Annotated in this window: 16 protein-coding genes; 2 read left to right on the top strand and 14 right to left on the bottom strand. The window is 41.3% G+C overall.

Annotated elements, in window-relative coordinates:
- The first annotated feature begins 25 nt into the window (after positions 1–25).
- On the top strand, positions 26–478 hold the full coding sequence (locus AC25JC_RS05970; RefSeq protein ID WP_180115562.1) for a CidA/LrgA family protein: 453 nt from the start codon (positions 26–28) through the stop codon (positions 476–478).
- Complete coding sequence (locus tag AC25JC_RS05965; protein WP_180078902.1) at positions 475–1,185, top strand: LrgB family protein; 711 nt, start codon at positions 475–477, stop codon at positions 1,183–1,185. The genes AC25JC_RS05970 and AC25JC_RS05965 overlap by 4 nt, the downstream gene beginning before the upstream one ends.
- A 64-nt stretch (positions 1,186–1,249) precedes the next feature.
- Here the strand turns inward: AC25JC_RS05965 and AC25JC_RS05960 are convergent, their stop codons facing one another.
- The 14 genes from AC25JC_RS05960 to AC25JC_RS05895 form a co-directional block, all read right to left on the bottom strand.
- On the bottom strand, positions 1,250–1,996 hold the full coding sequence (locus AC25JC_RS05960; protein WP_486923662.1) for an adenosylcobinamide-GDP ribazoletransferase: 747 nt from the start codon (positions 1,994–1,996) through the stop codon (positions 1,250–1,252).
- Positions 1,993–2,616, bottom strand: a complete 624-nt coding sequence (locus tag AC25JC_RS05955) for a histidine phosphatase family protein (RefSeq protein WP_486923661.1) — start codon at positions 2,614–2,616, stop codon at positions 1,993–1,995. The genes AC25JC_RS05960 and AC25JC_RS05955 overlap by 4 nt, the downstream gene beginning before the upstream one ends.
- Positions 2,617–3,669, bottom strand: a complete 1,053-nt coding sequence (gene cobT / locus AC25JC_RS05950) for a nicotinate-nucleotide--dimethylbenzimidazole phosphoribosyltransferase (RefSeq protein WP_486923660.1) — start codon at positions 3,667–3,669, stop codon at positions 2,617–2,619.
- Entirely contained in the window at positions 3,666–4,187 is a 522-nt protein-coding gene (gene cobU / locus AC25JC_RS05945; protein WP_486923659.1) for a bifunctional adenosylcobinamide kinase/adenosylcobinamide-phosphate guanylyltransferase, read from the bottom strand. Before cobU ends, cobT begins: the two co-directional genes overlap by 4 nt.
- On the bottom strand, positions 4,184–4,858 hold the full coding sequence (locus AC25JC_RS05940) for a 2'-5' RNA ligase family protein (protein ID WP_486923658.1): 675 nt from the start codon (positions 4,856–4,858) through the stop codon (positions 4,184–4,186). Before AC25JC_RS05940 ends, cobU begins: the two co-directional genes overlap by 4 nt.
- Before the next feature lie 190 nt (positions 4,859–5,048).
- Positions 5,049–7,220 carry a bifunctional mannitol-1-phosphate dehydrogenase/phosphatase gene (gene mtlD / locus AC25JC_RS05935; protein ID WP_486923657.1) on the bottom strand — a complete coding sequence of 724 codons (2,172 nt, stop codon included), beginning with the start codon at positions 7,218–7,220 and terminating at the stop codon, positions 5,049–5,051.
- Positions 7,221–7,455: 235 nt separating this feature from the next.
- On the bottom strand, positions 7,456–8,676 hold the full coding sequence (locus AC25JC_RS05930; RefSeq protein ID WP_486923656.1) for an MFS transporter: 1,221 nt from the start codon (positions 8,674–8,676) through the stop codon (positions 7,456–7,458).
- 111 nt (positions 8,677–8,787) lie between these two features.
- Positions 8,788–11,055 carry a TonB-dependent receptor gene (locus AC25JC_RS05925; RefSeq protein WP_486923655.1) on the bottom strand — a complete coding sequence of 756 codons (2,268 nt, stop codon included), beginning with the start codon at positions 11,053–11,055 and terminating at the stop codon, positions 8,788–8,790.
- Between the two features lie 15 nt (positions 11,056–11,070).
- Positions 11,071–12,342, bottom strand: coding sequence for an MFS transporter (locus tag AC25JC_RS05920; RefSeq protein WP_486923745.1), 1,272 nt, complete (start codon positions 12,340–12,342; stop codon positions 11,071–11,073).
- Positions 12,318–12,710, bottom strand: coding sequence for a hypothetical protein (locus tag AC25JC_RS05915; protein WP_078190999.1), 393 nt, complete (start codon positions 12,708–12,710; stop codon positions 12,318–12,320). The genes AC25JC_RS05920 and AC25JC_RS05915 overlap by 25 nt, the downstream gene beginning before the upstream one ends.
- Entirely contained in the window at positions 12,707–13,339 is a 633-nt protein-coding gene (locus AC25JC_RS05910; RefSeq protein ID WP_180120283.1) for a GNAT family N-acetyltransferase, read from the bottom strand. Before AC25JC_RS05910 ends, AC25JC_RS05915 begins: the two co-directional genes overlap by 4 nt.
- Before the next feature lie 54 nt (positions 13,340–13,393).
- The gene (locus tag AC25JC_RS05905) at positions 13,394–15,229 is read right to left on the bottom strand and encodes an IucA/IucC family protein (RefSeq protein WP_486923654.1); all 1,836 of its coding nucleotides are present in this window, start codon (positions 15,227–15,229) and stop codon (positions 13,394–13,396) included.
- Positions 15,229–16,686, bottom strand: coding sequence for a lysine N(6)-hydroxylase/L-ornithine N(5)-oxygenase family protein (locus AC25JC_RS05900; RefSeq protein WP_486923653.1), 1,458 nt, complete (start codon positions 16,684–16,686; stop codon positions 15,229–15,231). Before AC25JC_RS05900 ends, AC25JC_RS05905 begins: the two co-directional genes overlap by 1 nt.
- On the bottom strand, positions 16,679–18,463 hold the full coding sequence (locus AC25JC_RS05895; RefSeq protein WP_486923652.1) for an IucA/IucC family protein: 1,785 nt from the start codon (positions 18,461–18,463) through the stop codon (positions 16,679–16,681). Before AC25JC_RS05895 ends, AC25JC_RS05900 begins: the two co-directional genes overlap by 8 nt.
- Positions 18,464–18,898: the final 435 nt, after the last annotated feature.

Raw genomic sequence — 18,898 nt, 5'->3', positions numbered from 1 at the left:
TCATCTCCTATTCTGCTGTCGTCTCATGGATACGCTTCCACAATCTACTTCCAAATTTACACAGTTTCTCAAGACCTTAGCCCAGCTAAGTTTATTGATATTGATCTGGTGGATCGGCTCTTGCATTCAATCATGGTTTAACTTGCCGATCTCTGCTGGCGTGATTGGTTTATTGCTGCTATTAGCTGCATTGTTGAGTGGTTTATTTAAAATGCAGTGGGTCAAACAAGGCTCAGATTTTATTTTGGCTGAACTGGTTCTATTCTTTATCCCCTGTGTAGTTGGATTAATTAAATATCAAGATTTATTACTCAGCTCTGGCTGGCAGTTAATTTTAGCCGTGGTACTGGGTACTGTCTGTGTCATGGTGTTTACAGCATTTACGGTTTATTGGGGCTTTAAACTCGAGGCAAAAATTAAAGCGAAACACCAAACTGCGACAGATCATGATGTCAACACAGCAGGAAAAACCTTATGAACGATTTTGGGTTGAACAGCATCTCTGTATTGTTTTTCGTCCTGACCCTTGTCGGTTATATTTTGGCGAAAAAGCTACATCGTAAGTTACCGTATATGGTTCTTTCCCCTGCACTATTCGTCCCGTTTGTGCTGATTATACTCATGCTTTGCTTTCATATTTCATATGACACCTATATGCAAGAAAGCCAATGGATTGTATGGATGCTCGGCCCTGCCACTGTGGCCTTTGCTATTCCCATCTATGAATATCGGCAAATTATCCGTCAGCATGCGCTGAGCATTAGTTTAGGCATCGTGATTGGCATGTTAGCTGGGATTATTAGTGCTTTTTATTTGGCACAGTTGTTTCAGTTTGACCAAGAAACGTCTTATAGCTTAATGGCACGTTCCATTTCTACGCCCTTTGCCATGGAACTTACCTCGAATATTGGAGGTTCAGTAGAATTGGTGATTCTATTTACCATGATTACTGGGATTGCCGGCGTGGCTATGGCTGACCTAGTTTTGGCTGGGCTTAAATTGCATTCACGCTTTGCACAAGGTGCGGCTCTTGGCAATGCTGCACATGGATTTGGTACAAGTAAAGCATTATCACGTCATAAAGAAGAAGGTGTTGCAGCCTGCTTGAGCATGGTACTTGCTGGAGTATTTATGGTATTACTTGGGCCATCGCTTATTCATTTAGTCATTTATCTATTGGGATAAATAAAAAGCCCAGTGCAGTCTCTGGGCTTTTTAAATGATGATTTAAACTGTTTCATCTGTAAAACTATACAGCTAAATAATGTATTGCTATGACAAACGCTAAAAGACTCGACACTTCTGTGATTTCAATCGCGGCACCAATTGTATCTCCTGTCACACCACCTATACGCTGAATAAATTTCCATCGTAAATACAATAAAGTACAAATAAATGTAAGAATACTGACCACTCCAGTCCAGCTAAAATACAAACATGCACTTAGGCAGAGTATAAAGACTAGGTATGCCGACTTTCGTGGAATAGTTTCTGCTATCGATGAGCCTAAGCCTTTTTCGCGAACATACTGAGTTGTTAAAAACAAAAATAAAGGGGCTAAACGTCCCAAGACTGGAAATACAATTAATGCCAAATACATTTGCTGTTGTAGCAAAACATAAAGTGCCGACCATTTGAGTAAGCAAATCACGACGAGGCTCAAAACACCGATCGGCCCACATGCAGGGTCTTTCATGATGTTAAGTGTACGCTCGGCATCACCAAAGCCACCGACCCATGCATCTGCCGTATCGGCTAAACCATCTAGATGTAATCCACCTGTGAGCCAAATCCAGACTACAAGCAAAATACTGCTGAGTAAGACGATCGGCAGACTATGCAATGTAAAAGCAAGCAAGGCAAGAATGCAACCGATCAACAATCCCACCGCTGGATAAAACAACAAAGACTGTCCATTTTGCTGTTTCGATGGCATCGCTTTAAGTTGAATCGGGAAAGTCGTGAGAAACTGTAGAGCAATCCAAAAAGGTGTCATTCACTTTGCTCCAAAAGACGAATATTTGCACGATTTTGCACAATGAATGAATTTAATTGTCCCAATTCAGCAGTCATTTTTAATAAATCATCTAAGTGACTTTGCTGTGCCATACATTTTAATAATTTAATCACACCACCATGGGAAACCAATAAAACGCGGTGCCAATGATGCTGTTGAGCCTGCAAGACTAACTCATCTAGACCGCTTAATATCCGATGTTGAAATTGCTGAAGAGTTTCTGCATTCGGTGGCGTAAATGTGCTGGGACTTTGCCAAAACTGTGCGAGTAACTCTGGGGTGTTTTCATAGATATGCTTGGTTGATACCGCTTCCCAGTCGCCAAAATGCATTTCTTGAAACTTCGCATTTTCAAACATTGGACATTTAAGTTGTTGAGACAAATCTAAAGCAAATAAACGGCAGCGCTGTAAGTCAGAAGTGATGATGACATCCCAGCTCGCTAAACCGTGTGTATGTATGACGTTCAATACATCATCTATGGTCTGCTGCATCTGCTGCCAACCTTTTTGCGTCAAAGCATCATCTGTAGAGCCACGTAAGGTATGGCTTAGTTCAGTCTCACCATGACGCAATATATCTAAACGGAAATGTTCCATTTAAACTTTTTCACCAATCACAGCAGCTTGTGCAAAAGTCGCCATGTTGTTATGTAAACGACATGCCAAACGAATTAAACCCAAGGCCGCACCGGCACCGCTGCCTTCACCTAAACGTAAATTCAACTTTAAGAGTGGTTCAGCTTCAAGGGCTTGAAGTAAACGTTGGTGCCCATATTCAGCCGATTGATGACCAAAAAGCATCCATTCACGTACAGCAGGATTTAAACGAACAGCGACCAAGGCAGAAACCGTACTAATAAATCCATCCACCACCATTGCCAGACCCAATTGCGCACAGCGAATGTACGCTCCAACCATCGCGGCAATTTCCAAACCACCTACGGCACATAGGGCTTTAAAGACATCTTGTCCGACATAGTCGTGATGTAAAGCCAAGGCCTGATCAATCACTTGTTTCTTATGTGCCAATTGTTCAGCACGAATACCTGTACCAACACCTGTCAATTTTTCGGCCGGCTCATTAAATAAAAAACATGCAACACCAGAAGCAGAACAGGTATTGCCAATGCCCATTTCCCCTGCGACATAAATTGACGCACCTGCAGAGATAGCATCTTCAACACTTTTACGGCCAAGATTCATCGCTTCAATACATTGTGATTCGCTCATCGCAACAGTTTTAGCAAAATTTGCTGTACCCGCTGCAATACAGTAGCGCTCAACCCCTGCATATTCATAGGCTTCACCTACAGAGCCACAGTCAATCACTTGTAGTTTGGCTTGATACTCACGTGCAATGACACTAATACATGCTCCACCTGTCGTGAAGTTTTGTAGCATTTGGCGTGTGACGGCTTGTGGGTAGGCTGAAATATTTTCTTCCATCACACCATGATCACCAGCAAAGATTGTAATCCACGGAAAATCGATATTGGGCTGATCTGTGTTTTGTAATGATGCAAGTTGCACCGCTACATTTTCAAGTTCTGAAAGCGAGCCCGTAGGTTTAGTTAGCTGTAACTGGTGATTTACCGCCTGTTGCTTAGCTTCGATACTCGGATTTTGACAGGGTTCTTGCCACCAGTTCATGCTTTATCTCCTTTTAAGATCATTGGAAAACCTGCAACACAAAACACCACATGGTCAGCAATTTGACCAATTTGTTGATGTAAGCGCCCAGATTCATCGACGAATTTTCGACTGATTTGTCCCATGGGAACAACGCCTAGTCCAGTTTCGTTACTGACTAAAATAATGTCTGACTTTAATGTTGGCAGCACCTTAAGTAATTTTTGGCATTGTTGCTGTTGAAAGTCTGCTTGTTCATGCATCAATAAATTACTCATCCACAGCGTTAAACAATCGATAAGAATGGTTTGATGAGCTTGGTCTATTTCAACTAAGCGATCGGCTAAATACAAAGGCTCTTCAATCAGCCTCCAATGCTCTGGGCGGTCGGCTTGATGATGCTGAATTCGCTCCTGCATTTCCTCATCATAGGCTTGTGCTGTAGCCACATAGATGACGGCTTGAGCACTTTCTTTGGCTTTTTGTTCTGCAAGTCGGCTCTTACCTGAACGTGCCCCACCCAAAATGAAATGAATCATGACTGTGCCATCTCTATATTTTGTCTAAACTGATGTTGATAATAAGGACTCAACACCCCTTGTAATACTTGAGCCTGATAATGACCAAAAGTCAGCTGCTCGCTTTCAAAATCAAAGCTGTGCTGTTCAATTTGTTGGATTCTTTCAAAAATATCATCGCTATTCCATGCCTGTTTATACAAGCCTAATGTGATATGCGGACAATATTCGATTGGTGCAATTTCATTCGAAGTTAAATTCAAAGCTTGACGTAGATGGTCTAACTTACGATCTACATCCACAATTTCAATAAATAGCGCGCTTTGAAAGCTATTGATCTGACCTGTACGTAACCGAATATTAGATAGCGATAACCGTCGAAGTTGTTGTTGGTGCAGTGCCAATTCATCTGCTGAGAAATTATCATTCCATCGTTGTTCAGAATGATCGATTAATTGGGTTTTCTTTAACTCTTCAATAAAGCCACAAATAAACACGGTAATATGAAATTGGCGCGTATTTGGCGTGTATAAAAGATCTGAAAACTGCGCTCGAAGTGCTGAGAGATACGCCAATAATTCAGGATCCTGTATTTCTATATACCACAAAGCATAGTGCTGACGACCTTGATGCCAATCGGGATAATCCTGATTGAGCGTCGGTACGACTTGCATTGAGGGTTTTAAAAACACAGATAAATCACTTTAAATTTAATCCGCTTTATTAAAGCATGAATCAAAACAGACTTTGCCCAATTTTGATTTAGTAATATTCATTTAAAGCTGAAATTCATTCATCTAAAGCATCTTTGTAAGAAAAAAATGCCGAGTCATACTCAGCATTTTGATTCAATATATATTGCGCACAGATAAGCATTATATTTTAGGCAAATTTCGCAGTATCTTTCTGATCTTGCGTTACAGCATGGTTTTTCCAAGATGTAAACTGCTCTGTGGACTGATCAGAAAAATGCTGCAACTGTATCATTACATTGGCCTCAATCTGTTCAATACGTTCCAGTTGTTCAAGCTCATTTGTCTTTTTCAGTTCTGAAAATTGCAACTGGATAAAGTTGATAGCCTGATCCATCGAACATTGATTTACACTCACGGCATACATCAAACCATAGACAATACCTTGCTGTAGGTGCGTTGTCTCCAGTCCATATTTCACATTGGTCGCCAACGAGCCCAACACTCGTTCATTAATTGCAAGTTTACGTAAAGGATCTCGTGCCACACGCGCACATGGGTCTTTATACGCATGTTCACAAGAGTTTATAAAGCTTTCTGCCAGTCGTGTTAAATCAAAAGCACGATTAGGTAAGCATCGTGCTAAACCAGCCTGCACCTCGTCAATGAGTTCATGCATAAATTGATCAACACGATGATCTGCAAGTGCCACACCTATGGTTTGATGATTGAACAGTGCAGATTGCCAAGCCAACATGGCATGTACGCCATTCCACAAGCGATTTTTAATTAATTGAATATCTTCAATATGATCGACCAAAATCATTTGACGCATTTTTTCTAACAAAGGACTGTTATTTTCTACATAGATCGGCATGTCAGATTCTGCGTTAAATAAAATTAAATCCATGCTTTGCAATATATGACTTGGGTGGAAATTTCGGCGCATATCCTCAACATATAAAGTGGCTTGACGTTCCTGATCAGGATTTAATTTCGTCGCATCTTCTAAGTCTAATTGAGCATCCACTTCAACTTCATCTAATTGAAATTGTTTGAAGATATTATATTTTATACGGAGCTGACGATATAAGTTTTGGTCACTTAACTTAGATACCATGCGGTTGACCACGGTATCGCAAAAATAGTGTTGTTGCATGATTTTCTCTGCAACAACCGCTCCAGCAAGCTCAGTTAAAGCCTGTTTTAAATGTGACATTAATAATTGTTTTGCTCCGACTTTGTTCAAAATGATCAGCATCGTTAGAGGTTCGATGGCTTTCTCATCATGTGCAATATGTCGTGCATACAGGCCTTGTGCAATGGTTTTGGCCTCTTCTGCAATCGCTTTTTCAGGCAAACAGATGGCAACCAAACTTGACTCTGTGTACATCTCTTGCATCTGCTGAATATTTTCAGCATCAATGACTGCCATGTTTTCAATGCGTTCGTCATAAGACAATTGACCATAGCGAATACAATAGGTACCAAATGCATTCACCGCAGAGCGATATAAAGGGTTACGTGTCGAAGCATAGATTTTTTTCGGGCGAGTATAACCATCCCAATGCGACAAAATTTGTGCTAAATAACCACCACCAATCGCCCCAAAACCATGAATACCAACAGTGAGCTGATTAAGGGTTTGTGGAAAAGCCTCTTGCACATGCGGCATCTTTAAATGCGCAGTGAACGGGTCAAGTTCCGTCAAACAGTCATACATACATTCATAATAATATTTGGCTTTGGACAGCATGTTTTGATTGGGCGATTTAATATCTTTAAACAGTACGGTAATACCGCCAGCCTCAAAGGCCGAAGTCAGACCATTTTCCGAGTCTTCAAACATCAAACAATCAGCAGGATTTAAATTCAGCTTTGCGGCAGCACGCATGAATATTTCAGGATGTGGCTTACCATTTTCAACTTCATCGCCACAGACTAAGACATCAAAGAACTTATACACATTGGCATTGATGAGATATTCTTCTGCGATTGCACGGCGACTCGATGTTGCCACGGCCATCCTCAGTCCTGACTTGCGTAAGCGTTCTAATACTTGAACCAAGCCTTTTTTGATCGGTACACCAAACTGACGAACATGCTCCAGTTCTAATTCATCTGCGCGTTTGCGAATATCTGCGTATGGAATGTTTTCATCATATTCGGCTTGGGCCAATCGATGCGCACTTTGTGCACTTAGCCCCAAACAATTCATCAGATATAATTCGGAAAACTCAACCCCGGTCAATTCAAGAGATGCCTGTTTCAATGTTTGAAACCGTAAACGTTCAGTATCAAACATTGTTCCATCCATATCAAAAATGGCGCCCAGAACCAAATCATTATTAAATTTAAGCATTTAACCTCCGTTATTTTTTATGTGAAAAGAATAACGGAGAAAACTATTGATTCAGTACTTTGAGAATTAATGAAACAATTGTGGTTATTTTTTAATCAAAGTGCTTGCTTTAAACATCTATTTTGTAAGATTAATCACCGATCAAGTAACATCATGTAATCAAAACCCACTATTGTCAGGATAGTCCTATCTTCACACCGACCTATTGAAGTAAGTCTACAAGTCTCTGCATATTTCACTCAGGTACTCGCTTCACGGTTTGAGTTTTGATTTGAAATAAAAAGAATACGATTAAACCAAGCATCACTAAAAATAAAAAATAATACGGAAATTCTTTGTGCCATTGATATAAACCCGTACTAATCAGTGGCCCGACAACAAAGCTCAAAGCCTGAGTGGCTGTACACCAACTTGCCACCTTAGTCTGTAACGCACTGGGCGCCGTTTGCGCTGCACCCGTTGTAAATGCAGGGATTAAACATGCAACCGATATACCATATAAAAGATATGTAGCTTGAAATATCTGTAATTCAGTGGTGAAAACCGAAATCAGCAAGGCTGCTGCCATGCTAAACAGCCCAACCCACAGTAAGCGATATACAGACCAATTTAAATACTTAGAAATCAGCGTTTGCATAACCACCAAAGCAATACCTACGACGAGAGAACACTCTGCAAAATGCACTGCACCTTCTGCAGCAGTCATATTAAAGCGGTCTTGAATATAAAACCCTGCCGTTAAATTTACAGTCACGATGGCAAGATAGAGACTAAAACCTAACATTAACCATGGATAACATTGCTGAATGCTCAAATCCGTAGATGCTGCCTCATGCTTTTCTGTCACTGGCTTTTCAACGCTATGCTGTTCGGTATGTCGATCAAAGCTGAGTACCAAGACCACAGAAATCAACGCTAAAATAATGATTGCAGCCCAAAGCGGCGTCATGATTCCACCGAAGCCCAACAGCAAAGTTGTTAGAAATGGCCCAATGATCACGCCTGCACTATTTAATGCACCGAATTTTGACATCGCTTGTGAACGCTGCTGCTCATTGCTAAAACGGGTCATCACATAAGTTTGCAAGGCAATCTGTGGCATCGCCATAAATACCCCAGTCGCTGCGCGTGACAACATTAATAAACTAAATAGCAGCAACATCCCTATCTGAACAGTAAGGCCATACATCAACACGGCTGTAAATAACCCCCATGTCACAGCCATGCCCACAAAACCGATACTCAACAGTTGATATATCGAAAACTTGGATTGATTTTTTGAAATGTAAATGGCACCGATGGCCATCAGCAGCGCACCGACGGAAACCATTGCTCCGCCTTGTATTTCAGAAAGCTTTAACTCACGAACCAATGGCGCCAACAGCGGCAATATCATCGAGAAACTTGCACCATTGGCAAGACTGGCAGCAATAAACAGTTTGTTATTTCGATCCATTATTTTTGTTATCCATTTTTAATGGCTACGTTATAAACAATAGAGGTGACTTAAGCCACCTCTATTTTGTAAGTCACGATACCGTGCTTTAAACCCGATTCAGGATTTAAATTAGTATTTCACCGTATAACTTAAACCGTAGGTACGACCTTGAGCAGCTAGGCTAGAAATTGGGCCATAGACAGTTTCAACCGACTGGCTGTATACCGACTTATAATCCGTATTCCACACGTTGTATACACCAAAGCCCACATTAACCGGTCCTACTTTTGCATTGGCAATCACGTCCATCGTTGCAAAGCCTTTAATTGCCGCTGCTGGAGCAGATCCATATTTCACAGCGTCTTTTTGGGCTTTGTCAGTACCGCCAATCGCTAAAGCTTGAACACGTAGGCTCATGTCATTATCAAATTGCCACTCTGAAAATGCTGTACCTTTTAAAGGTGCTACACGAATAGCATCCAACTCTTGCCAGTCACCTTGGGTATTTTTAAATTGGCCCGTGGTATATGCAACTGTGCCCCCAACTGTCCAATTCGGTTGAACTTCATAACTGGCATTGGCTTCGACACCATAGATACGTTCATCGGTATCAATAACATCAATGGTGTAATTCGGCGCACCAAATTTCAGGCTTTTATCTGAGTCATTATAAAAAGCCGTCACTCCTGCATTTAAACCACCGGCATTTTGTACACGCCAACCGAGTTCATAGTTATTGACTTTAATCGGGTCAATGGTTTGGCTATTAATCACAGAATTTGCAGGCACATCACGCAGCATACGTTGCACATCGGGCAAGTTTGAACCTTGTGAGAAATTAGCAAACACTTGCTGTGCATCTGTTAAGTGATACACCGCGCCAACATTAAACAGCGTTGCATCATGTTTTACTTTACCGCCATTCAGCGTTTTCGCCACATAACCTGGGGTTAAATCTGCAGTAATGGCTTCCATATAAGGCACAGATGAATCGACATCACTCTCTACCCGCTCATGGCGAATGCCGGCCTGTAAGCCAAGACGGTCGGTTAATTCATATTGCGCTTGGGCAAATACGCCAAGTTTTTCTGTTTCAACATCTGGGCCAAAGGCATAATAGTTAAACGGCTGATAACTCAGACCATTACTTTGAATAAATGTAGCACTGTCATACATTTGGATATTTTGTTGATCTTTTTCATTTTCATAGTCCACACCATAGGTTAGCCCCAGTTCACGACCATTTAAGTTAAGATCTTTTTGTAGAGCAACACGCGCGCCTATAACATCGATATCGGTTTCTGACTGATACACCAAGAAGAGTTCAGGTGCCATTTGACGTGCAGATGGGAACCACCGTGCTTTTTCATTTCGATAATAGGTTTCAGCATTTAGACGGTGGCCTAAAATATCTTGATTTTCATATTGTGCGTTGACGCTATAACGTTCAGTTTGTGGTTGTTCGGCAAGTTGTAAGCCTTTTACCGCATTTAAAGACAACGGCAGCTTGCCACCCACGGGCTGTGAGCGCAGCGCATTTAAATTTGGACCATAGTCAGGTCCATAATCACTATCTTGCTCATCATTATAATATTGCGCACCGAAACTCAGCGTTTGACCATCGGCAATTTTCCAACTGACACGACCATTTAGATCTAAGGTGTCGGTATCTTGACGGTCTGTTTGCGCAATCTCAGGCCCAATACGATTGCCATGGCTATCTTGTATTTCACCACGTTTGGTATAGCTAGCACCTAAAGTTCCGCGTAAATTGCCTTGATTAAAGTTCATGGTTTGAGCAGCTTCATAAGCTAACGCATCGGACTTAAAGTTATTACCAGAAGTGACACCGACTTTTGTTTCAAAACTCAGCGGCTCAGATCCACCTCGTTTGGTGATGATATTGATAATACCGCCTGTCGCACCTGAACCATAAATACTACTTGCACCTGAGACCACTTCAATTCGTTCAATCATCGACGGGCTAATACTCGCCAGTTGTCGAGATCCATCACGATATCCCGTTTGCGGCACACCATCGATCATGTATTGCACCACACGTCCACGCATGGTCATCCCATAGTTAGACGTTGTACCACTCGATGGAGTCAGTGATGGCACCAATAAACCGACAATATCGGCTGTGCTTTTACCTGCATTGGCTTGTTTTTCAATTTCTTCTTTAGGAATGCTGTACACCGTACCCGCAATATCGGCAATGCTTTTCACAGAACGAGTTGCCGTCACAACAATCGGTGCCATTTTAGTAGCTTCTGCAGTTTGCGTTTCAACTGCTGTATTTTGTGCAGTGTCTGTCGTGACGTCTTGCGCATAAAGCTGAGTGCAAATTGCTAAGCTGAGACAAGTCAGTTGCATCGGTAGAGCTAAACGTTTCATATTCTTTTCCATTTCTTAGAGTTCCGATTGAGTCGGAAGAGTTTGAGTTTTTAAATTTTGTGTTTTTAAAACAATACGTTGACTAACTAAGACACTGATTACTGAGCCGATTGCCAATACCAAGTAAAAATGTCCATAGCCTAATGATTTTGCGAGAAAGCCTGAAAATGCACCGCCAATGAAGTAAACGAGCAATTCAAAGCAAACTAATATGGTGAAATCGGTACCCGCCTGTTCTTTAGAACTGGTCTGCATGAAATAGGCATAGAGTGATGTCATGGCGATATAACGAATGGCTAGCATCAGCACGACAAATACACCTAAAAGCAGATGCCATTGATTCAACCACCCCAATACAACGGCTGCCCCAATGACGGCATATAGCAATGTACGTAACCAACCTGCCCAGACCAACAATTGCGTCGCTTTGATTTTTTTCAGCATTACAGCTGCACTAACGGCTGCAATTAGACCAATACCGGCACCGACCACAGACATCAACACGCCGATCTGAGACAGTGACCATTTTTGATCGATCAACATGGGATTCAGCATCGCCATAGCGGGTGCTTCCACCACGCGATAACAAACGATGAGCAGCAAAGCCCAACGAATTTCAGGTCGTTTAAACGCTTGTCGTAGGCTTGGTTTGGCTTTGGTAATTTGAGTTTCTGGCTCTTCTTGAATAAAAAACACAGCAAACATGGTTAAAAATGTCAGCAGCGCTAAAGTTGTGAGCGCTGACTGCCAACCCCAATATTGGTAAATCCATAAAATCGCAGCGCCACCGAGCATACTACCGACGGCCACCCCAATACTTTGTGCCATACTCCCCAGACGGTAATTGCCTTCGGTAAATTTCTCTACGGTATAACCATCAATCGCAATATCTTGCGTTGCCGCAAACGTTGAAATCCATAAACCAACAATGACAAATAAAGTCAGTCCATAAGAAAACTGCGTAAAGGCTAAAACCAATACCCCCAGTACCAATGCGATTTGCGTAAATAATAGCCATGTTTTACGTTTACCGAGTTTTTTGACATAGAGCTGATCGATCCAAGGCGCCCAAAAAAACTTGAATGCCCATGGAATGTAAAGCAGCGATAACATGCCAATCCAACGTAAATCTACCCCTTGATGTCGTAAAATAGCAGGCAAAGCCACATTGTAAAAATACAAAGGCAATGCATGTGCTAAGTACAAAATGATCACGACGCTCAAACTCAGGACTGAAATTTGAGATGGTGAAATTGCATGATTTAATTTTCTTGAGTGTTGTTGCATATCCACCTCTGCACTGCCCATTGCAGCGCATCAGACTGTTCTAATGAAACGTAATAAGGCACACGCCACGCTGCATGCAGTGCGGGTGTATTTAAACGTTTGAAGTCATCTGGATCTTGCGCAATACGCACCAGACCCAAACAATATTGAAAAAAGAGATGTTTAAACTTCTTGTACCAAACGGCCTGTATTTGCCGATATTCTTCAGGAAATGTCGTTCCCTCAGCCGTTTGCATAACCAAAACAAAGGGCTGACTTTTCAGAAAAAAGCGCTCAACTTGAGTCAACCATTGTTCAAACTCTTCCACTGAAACATGCGCTGAAAAGCGCATGTCCAGTATGTGCATGTGGGTGCAGCGATAACTCATGACACCGCCTTAGCTAGTTGCTGATGCTGAAATGCCTTGGAGTCGTTTAAGTAATGACCGAATTTTGCATAAAAAGTTTCTCTAAAGCAGTAATACAACATGGCGGTCTTTTCAGGCATTGGGATTAGGCGCTGCGCTTCATAGCACATGTCTTCAACTACGACGGCATAAGGCTTCACACTATGATCAGGTTCTCCCACAATCTTGGCTGATGCGGCATTTTCAAAGATATAAAAGCTCAATAAACGCATGACAGGACGTAAATAGCCTTTACCAAAAACGGACTTTTCACCAAATAACAAATGCCAACCTAGATCCAGCTCATCACCGTCGTAGTACAAACCTAATCGATCCCGTTTTCCCTCGTAAATCTCTGTGTAGCCCACATCTTCACCATTGACTCCTACGATCAAAATTCGGTGATGATCATCTGCCAGCATTTTTTCGTAATACACTTTTAGTTCAGTTTCTGACTTATTGAGTTGCCACTGTGGAATCACATGCGGTTCATGCATCCATTTATGAACCAAAGCCATATCTTCTGGATATTGCATTTGTCGTAAGTAGTATTGCGTCTCATTCTCATAGTATTCATAAAAATCAGGTAGTTGTCGTGATAACGTGGTCATGATGTCGTCCTTTAAATTTATTTAATCTTTTCTGTTCTTAGCTCAAAAATCTGCTTATGACGCAATACGGTTGGTTGTCGTCTTCTGCTTAGCAGTATGCTGTTGTTCTGCCCAGTGATTTAACGTGCTTGGACTCACAGGATTTGCAATTGGATCTAAAAATACCGGTACTGGTCGTTCTGCTTCGTCGTTATAACTGGTGGTAAACAGTCGAACGCGGTTCAGACAAATTTTCTCGAAACGTGGACGGAACATACTGAATTTTTCAATACGATCTGCCAATTCAGGATGTGCCTGATGAAATTCGTCGATCACGGTGGAAATGGTTTGCCAAAACTCAAGTTCTGTATGCTCTGGATAATCTTCAAGGAAGACATTACAGATATAGCGGTAATGCACCATGAACAAACCTGTAAAGATAAAGTGACTAAGTTCTTCAGCAGGATGGCGCAGTAAGATTTGCCCTTCAGTTGGTAAATTTTCGAGTTCTGGAAAATCTTCATCAACTAAATTGACATCATCAATAAAGTCCTTCAGCACCATTTTTTTCGGTAAGCCATTTTCATGGATCAACATGGTGTTTTCACCGTGCGGAGAAAAAGCTAAACCATATTTGTATAAGCAAATTAGTAGCGGTGTTACGCAGACTTCGGCAAAGTGCTTCAGCCATTGCAAAGGCGTTAAACCTGAAGCCTGAATCAACACAGATAAAATAGATTGACCGTTTATGTCTCGATGCAACAATGCCGCTTGGGAAAGTGCCATCTCATGTTCATCAATACATGGCTCGACACTTTCACGCCATAAGCAACCAAACAATTCTTTAAATTGATAAGGCGCACCGTCTATCTGATCAAAACATGGCTGTTGTAATGTGAGACTTGCGACTTCACCCAAAAATGCTACCTGTGTTTTTTGCAGGTCTGCATCATGACGTTGTATGTCCTTCAGCCAAGCGGTCACTGCAGGTGCAGCCAAATTTCGTTTTGAAGGCAAACCTCGATAGACCGCCGTATTAAAGATACTGACGGGTAACTTCACATAATGACGTTCAGGATGACTGGTATTGCATAAAGTACGAATTGATTGCATTGGCACATAGTCGTCTTGTCCAATGTCCAGCTCTACAATGCGCTGATCGACGATTTCATTGGCATAGGTCGGGATTAACCACTGATGCCATTGCCATGCATGTACAGGAATAAAGAAATACTCAGCAGCATCTAAGGCTTTGTCCGCCAATTGCTGTTGAAAATCGTGTAATTGCGCTGAGTTCAATTCATGGCGATATAAGCTTTGCGCATCCCAAGCCTCGGTCGAACGAAACTCAGCTAAATCACGATGAACAGCTAACCACAGAACTTTAACCGTTGGAGAAATCTCTGGTGCGGAGCTTAAATAATCATCATAGCCAAAGCCCATACGGCCTTTACTCATAATGAGCCAAGGGTGCCCACGCAACATGCCTTCAATTTGATAGTGTGGCGCTGACAAGACAGCATGACTCAGCAATCGCTGTTCATCAAAAACATGGGCTTCTGCTAACCATGTATTGTTCATTTCTTTAATCAAATAGGCCTTGGTAAATGGTTTCACCTCAGCTTGATTTGAAAAGGCACGAATAAATTCATGCAGATTCCATGCAGGATGTTCTGTCGATTCACTTAATTCGCGAACGCTCCCTTCAACAATACGCCAATGCCCAAGCAGAAACTGTGTCGCTTCAAATTGATAGGTTTTGTCATCCAGTTTAAGTTGCCAAGTGTTATTTTCCACTGGCTGAATCTGAATAATTTCTTCATATAAAAATTCAGCAATCGCCATTTCAATCAGTCTTTGCCCTGCACGGCGCCACTGCGTTTGATTTATCTGTAATTTTGCAAATGTCATTATAATTTCTCGAGTTTAACCGTATTCTGTTCTTGCTTATTCGGCATGGTCGTATTGCGGTTCATTGCATAGTTGGCAATGGTTTTTTTTACGGATAAAGGTCTTTGGATATTGGTTGGCGCTGATTTTTTCACAACACCCATACTGTGCATTTCAGTATTTTCACTGGGTGAAAAATGTTGGAAACTTTGTGCTTGATCGCCTAAATCGTATAAGTCAAAACCCAATAATTGATTGGCAATGATCGCTGCACGGTGAGCACCCAAGCCTAAATCAGGAGTCCCGACACCGTGACTGTGCATTTCCTGATTTTGAACAAAAATTCCACCGACAGCGTCATGCTGTGCGCGGTAGTCCTCACTAATTTTCCAGCGACCGAATTCATCACATTGAATCAGTGGTTTTAGATATTTGAGATATTGCCACTCTGGACTGTGATATCCCGTTGAAGCCACGACAAAGTCCGCATCCAGATAGAATTGTTCTGCCGTGACTTTATGCTGAAACTGCAAACGGATGCCCGCACCATGAGGCTCGGCATCGACCAAACCCACCTGAGCATGTAAATGCGTCTGTTGAATATTTTGACCAATGCTCCGGTGATATAGTTTTTGGTAAATATCACGGATGGTTTTTGCACTGATGCCCTTATATAACAAACCTTGTTGTTTCAGTTGTTTGGCTTTATTTTCAGGACTTAGTTGATAAAAATGCGCAGTATAATCCGGACTAAAATGCTCTAAACCAAGCGGCGCATATTCCATCGGGAAAAAACCGTTAGAACGGGTCAGCCAATGCAATTTAAACTGCGCTGTTGTGGTTTGATCCTGCAAATATTGACGATCAAACAGATCCATAAAAACTTCGGCCGAAGACTGGCCTGATCCCAGTACAACCACATTCCCTTTCAAGTGATTTAACGCTGCATTGCAATAATTTGCAGAATGTAAGCAGCGCTCCGGATATTGCTGTTGTATGTCTTTTAGACACTGTGGTAAATGCGGAACATTACCCGAACCAATGACCAAATTTCGGCATTGATAACGTCTAAAACGTCCATCTTGCTCAACCATGACTTCAAAGCCTTGCTCTTGGGCATAAATGGTTTTTACGGTTGATTGATATTGAATATGCTCTAGTTGGTCTGCAACCCATTGACAATAATGGTTATATTCACGTCTAGGAATCTGAGCTTGTTCTAAAAAATAGAATTTGTATAAACGCTGCTGCGCCTTTAAGTAATTTAAAAAACTAAAAGGACTGGTTGGATCGACCATGGAAACCAGATCGGCCATAAACGGCACTTGCAATACTGTATTGGGCAATTGCATACCCGCATGCCAGTCGAACTGTGGTTTCTTTTCAAAAAATTGATACTGCAAATGATTTTGCTTATGTAGCAAACTCGCCAAACTAAGGTTAAATGGCCCTAAGCCTATCCCAATAAAATCAAGCATATTGCACATCCTTCTGTTCCACACATAAAGGATTTGGCAACTGTACATAAACCGATTGCTGATCGACTGGGGCAATCAATTCATCCAGCTCATACAAGCGCGTCAACAGATTACCCTTATACGGCAAGGTCGGCTGATAAAGTAATGAATGAATCAATGAACTTTCTGGATATGCCCGATGTAAGTCCAACAGTTCATTTTGCAATATCGATATCAACACTTGCTCTGTGACATATCCAGTTGCACCAATTGCATTGATAATGCCGAATAAAGTATTACCAAAGAAATAATAGCTAAAGCGCTCATCGACAAAGGCTTTGGAACCCACGGCATGCGCTTTTTCTTGCAACGCTGGAAATGCGCTTAAGACTTCACCTGCAAGTTCTTCAATATAGTAAAAGCCTTGATTGTCACGCAGCCATAGATATTTAGGCATTGCATTTTCAAGCTCAAGTAAGACATTTTGCTGATGTGATTCAAAGGCCATTCCGTATTGATGGTACAAATACATTAATGGTTTTAGACTGATAGCTAAGAATTGTTTAAACCAATTGATCGCAATGGCGCTTTGATCAAGTTCAGGTTGTTGTTTTTCGATTTGTTCGAATAGTGCATTAAAACGGCTTTTCGGCTGTGCAGGATGATCTTGGCATAATGATGCAATACAACTCACCTGCTGCTTTTCACTAAAAGGCTGATCACGGAAGATGCAAATAGTTTCTTCGACGATTTCATCATCTATGCTCAATGCCATCCACGCAGGATCATTCACCGCTTTGAGCGTTGGGCATTGTTGTAAAATACGTTCACCGAGACTTGAATGCCACAGTCTATGGGTCATTTCACCACGGTGGCATTCTTTGGCAAGGTTGACTCGGATTGAATTGGTGATCATTACGGAAAGTGATGGTTTTAACATCCACGGCGCTGCAAAACTTGCCATAGTCCGTACCGAAGTTGTTGGTGAAAATGCCCAACCTTTCTCGCCAAAATCGATAATTTTTAATTTGGTTTTTAAGTTTTTAAACCATACTTTTGACTGTAAATAACGTGCTTGCCAAGGATGCAAAGGCAATAACTTATAATGTGAATAGGCATTCAGTAGTGCTTGATCAGTTTCTGATAAATGCCATTGCAATTCGCTTTTCAATTGCGCTGAGACTGATTGATCTAAAGCTGAACCTTCTTGGATATATTCTGGAGCTACCAACCAATAGTGCAGTTGGCTTAGACCTTTGGCTTCTGGCGAATACCTTTCCCAATCTTCATGCACAAAACCGACCCGACTTTTCGGTGCAGGATGCATGCTGTGCCCTAAAATTAAAGCTTGTTCCGATTCAATGAAACTTTGTTCCGCTTGGACCAAAGCCTCAAAATCATGTTCACGTAGTGTCAAAAATTGAATAAGCGCTTCACGACTTTCGATCCAACGTTCTAATAATGATGAAGCATCCAGTGTATGACCTGACTCTTGTACGAGCTGTTCAAGTAATAAACTCGCGATCGCGGTGATACTAAATGACTGTTTCTGCCCCTTGTTAAAGACGTGTGGGAGATCTGCAAGACGATGTCTACCAACAAGGCTGACATAAGATAGTGGTACAAATAACTGTGATTGAATGCAATCTAAAGGGATGCATAACAACGTCAAGCCTTGGCTAAACGTCAATTGTGATGAATTCTGTTGATACTTTTCCAGTAAAATAGCTTTACCGGTTTCTTGTGAGTATGCATTGACAAGATGCTGCATCGCCAAGCGATTAGCAAGCTCTTTCATCTGACCATATCCTCTATTTTTAAGCTTTTCCAAGCTTTGTCATGTAATTATGTTTCTTTAACTGTGCAAGTAATGCTTAGTACGCTGGCCAGCGTGAAACAATGTTAATGATAATCATTATTGTTAATAATTGCATTTTTGTGAAGATTTGCTACAGGATTGCAAATTTGGTCTTATCTCTATGTATTTAAAAATTAATTTTTTTAATATGAACTTTTCTGTTTTTATTTATATAATTTTCTGAAATGGAACTAAATGATAATTTTCTCATTTAGCATTGAACAAATAAATCATATTGATTATTTTTTAGCCGAATTATCACATTGTGCAACTTAAACTAAAAACCCATGTCTTTTACATGGGTTTTTATATTCTGCTTTTAACCAAGCTTTTATTTAAATCAAGGAACGAAATGTGCAGTTAAATTTTAATCAT

The sequence above is a fragment of the Acinetobacter sp. P37 genome, from assembly GCF_057480965.1.
The sequence above is the reverse complement of the archived record's forward strand: the minus strand, read 5'-3'. Positions and strand labels throughout refer to the sequence as shown.

Bases quoted from the DNA above. Each gene is read 5' to 3' on its own strand.
- AC25JC_RS05970 (WP_180115562.1), top strand. From the start codon at position 26: ATGGATACGCTTCCACAATCTACTTCCAAATTTACACAGTTTCTCAAG.
- AC25JC_RS05965 (WP_180078902.1), top strand. From the start codon at position 475: ATGAACGATTTTGGGTTGAACAGCATCTCTGTATTGTTTTTCGTCCTG.
- AC25JC_RS05960 (WP_486923662.1), bottom strand. From the start codon at position 1,996: ATGACACCTTTTTGGATTGCTCTACAGTTTCTCACGACTTTCCCGATT.
- AC25JC_RS05955 (WP_486923661.1), bottom strand. From the start codon at position 2,616: ATGGAACATTTCCGTTTAGATATATTGCGTCATGGTGAGACTGAACTA.
- cobT (WP_486923660.1), bottom strand. From the start codon at position 3,669: ATGAACTGGTGGCAAGAACCCTGTCAAAATCCGAGTATCGAAGCTAAG.
- cobU (WP_486923659.1), bottom strand. From the start codon at position 4,187: ATGATTCATTTCATTTTGGGTGGGGCACGTTCAGGTAAGAGCCGACTT.
- mtlD (WP_486923657.1), bottom strand. From the start codon at position 7,220: ATGCTTAAATTTAATAATGATTTGGTTCTGGGCGCCATTTTTGATATG.
- AC25JC_RS05930 (WP_486923656.1), bottom strand. From the start codon at position 8,676: ATGGATCGAAATAACAAACTGTTTATTGCTGCCAGTCTTGCCAATGGT.
- AC25JC_RS05925 (WP_486923655.1), bottom strand. From the start codon at position 11,055: ATGAAACGTTTAGCTCTACCGATGCAACTGACTTGTCTCAGCTTAGCA.
- AC25JC_RS05920 (WP_486923745.1), bottom strand. From the start codon at position 12,342: ATGCAACAACACTCAAGAAAATTAAATCATGCAATTTCACCATCTCAA.
- AC25JC_RS05915 (WP_078190999.1), bottom strand. From the start codon at position 12,710: ATGAGTTATCGCTGCACCCACATGCACATACTGGACATGCGCTTTTCA.
- AC25JC_RS05910 (WP_180120283.1), bottom strand. From the start codon at position 13,339: ATGACCACGTTATCACGACAACTACCTGATTTTTATGAATACTATGAG.
- AC25JC_RS05905 (WP_486923654.1), bottom strand. From the start codon at position 15,229: ATGACATTTGCAAAATTACAGATAAATCAAACGCAGTGGCGCCGTGCA.
- AC25JC_RS05900 (WP_486923653.1), bottom strand. From the start codon at position 16,686: ATGCTTGATTTTATTGGGATAGGCTTAGGGCCATTTAACCTTAGTTTG.
- AC25JC_RS05895 (WP_486923652.1), bottom strand. From the start codon at position 18,463: ATGAAAGAGCTTGCTAATCGCTTGGCGATGCAGCATCTTGTCAATGCA.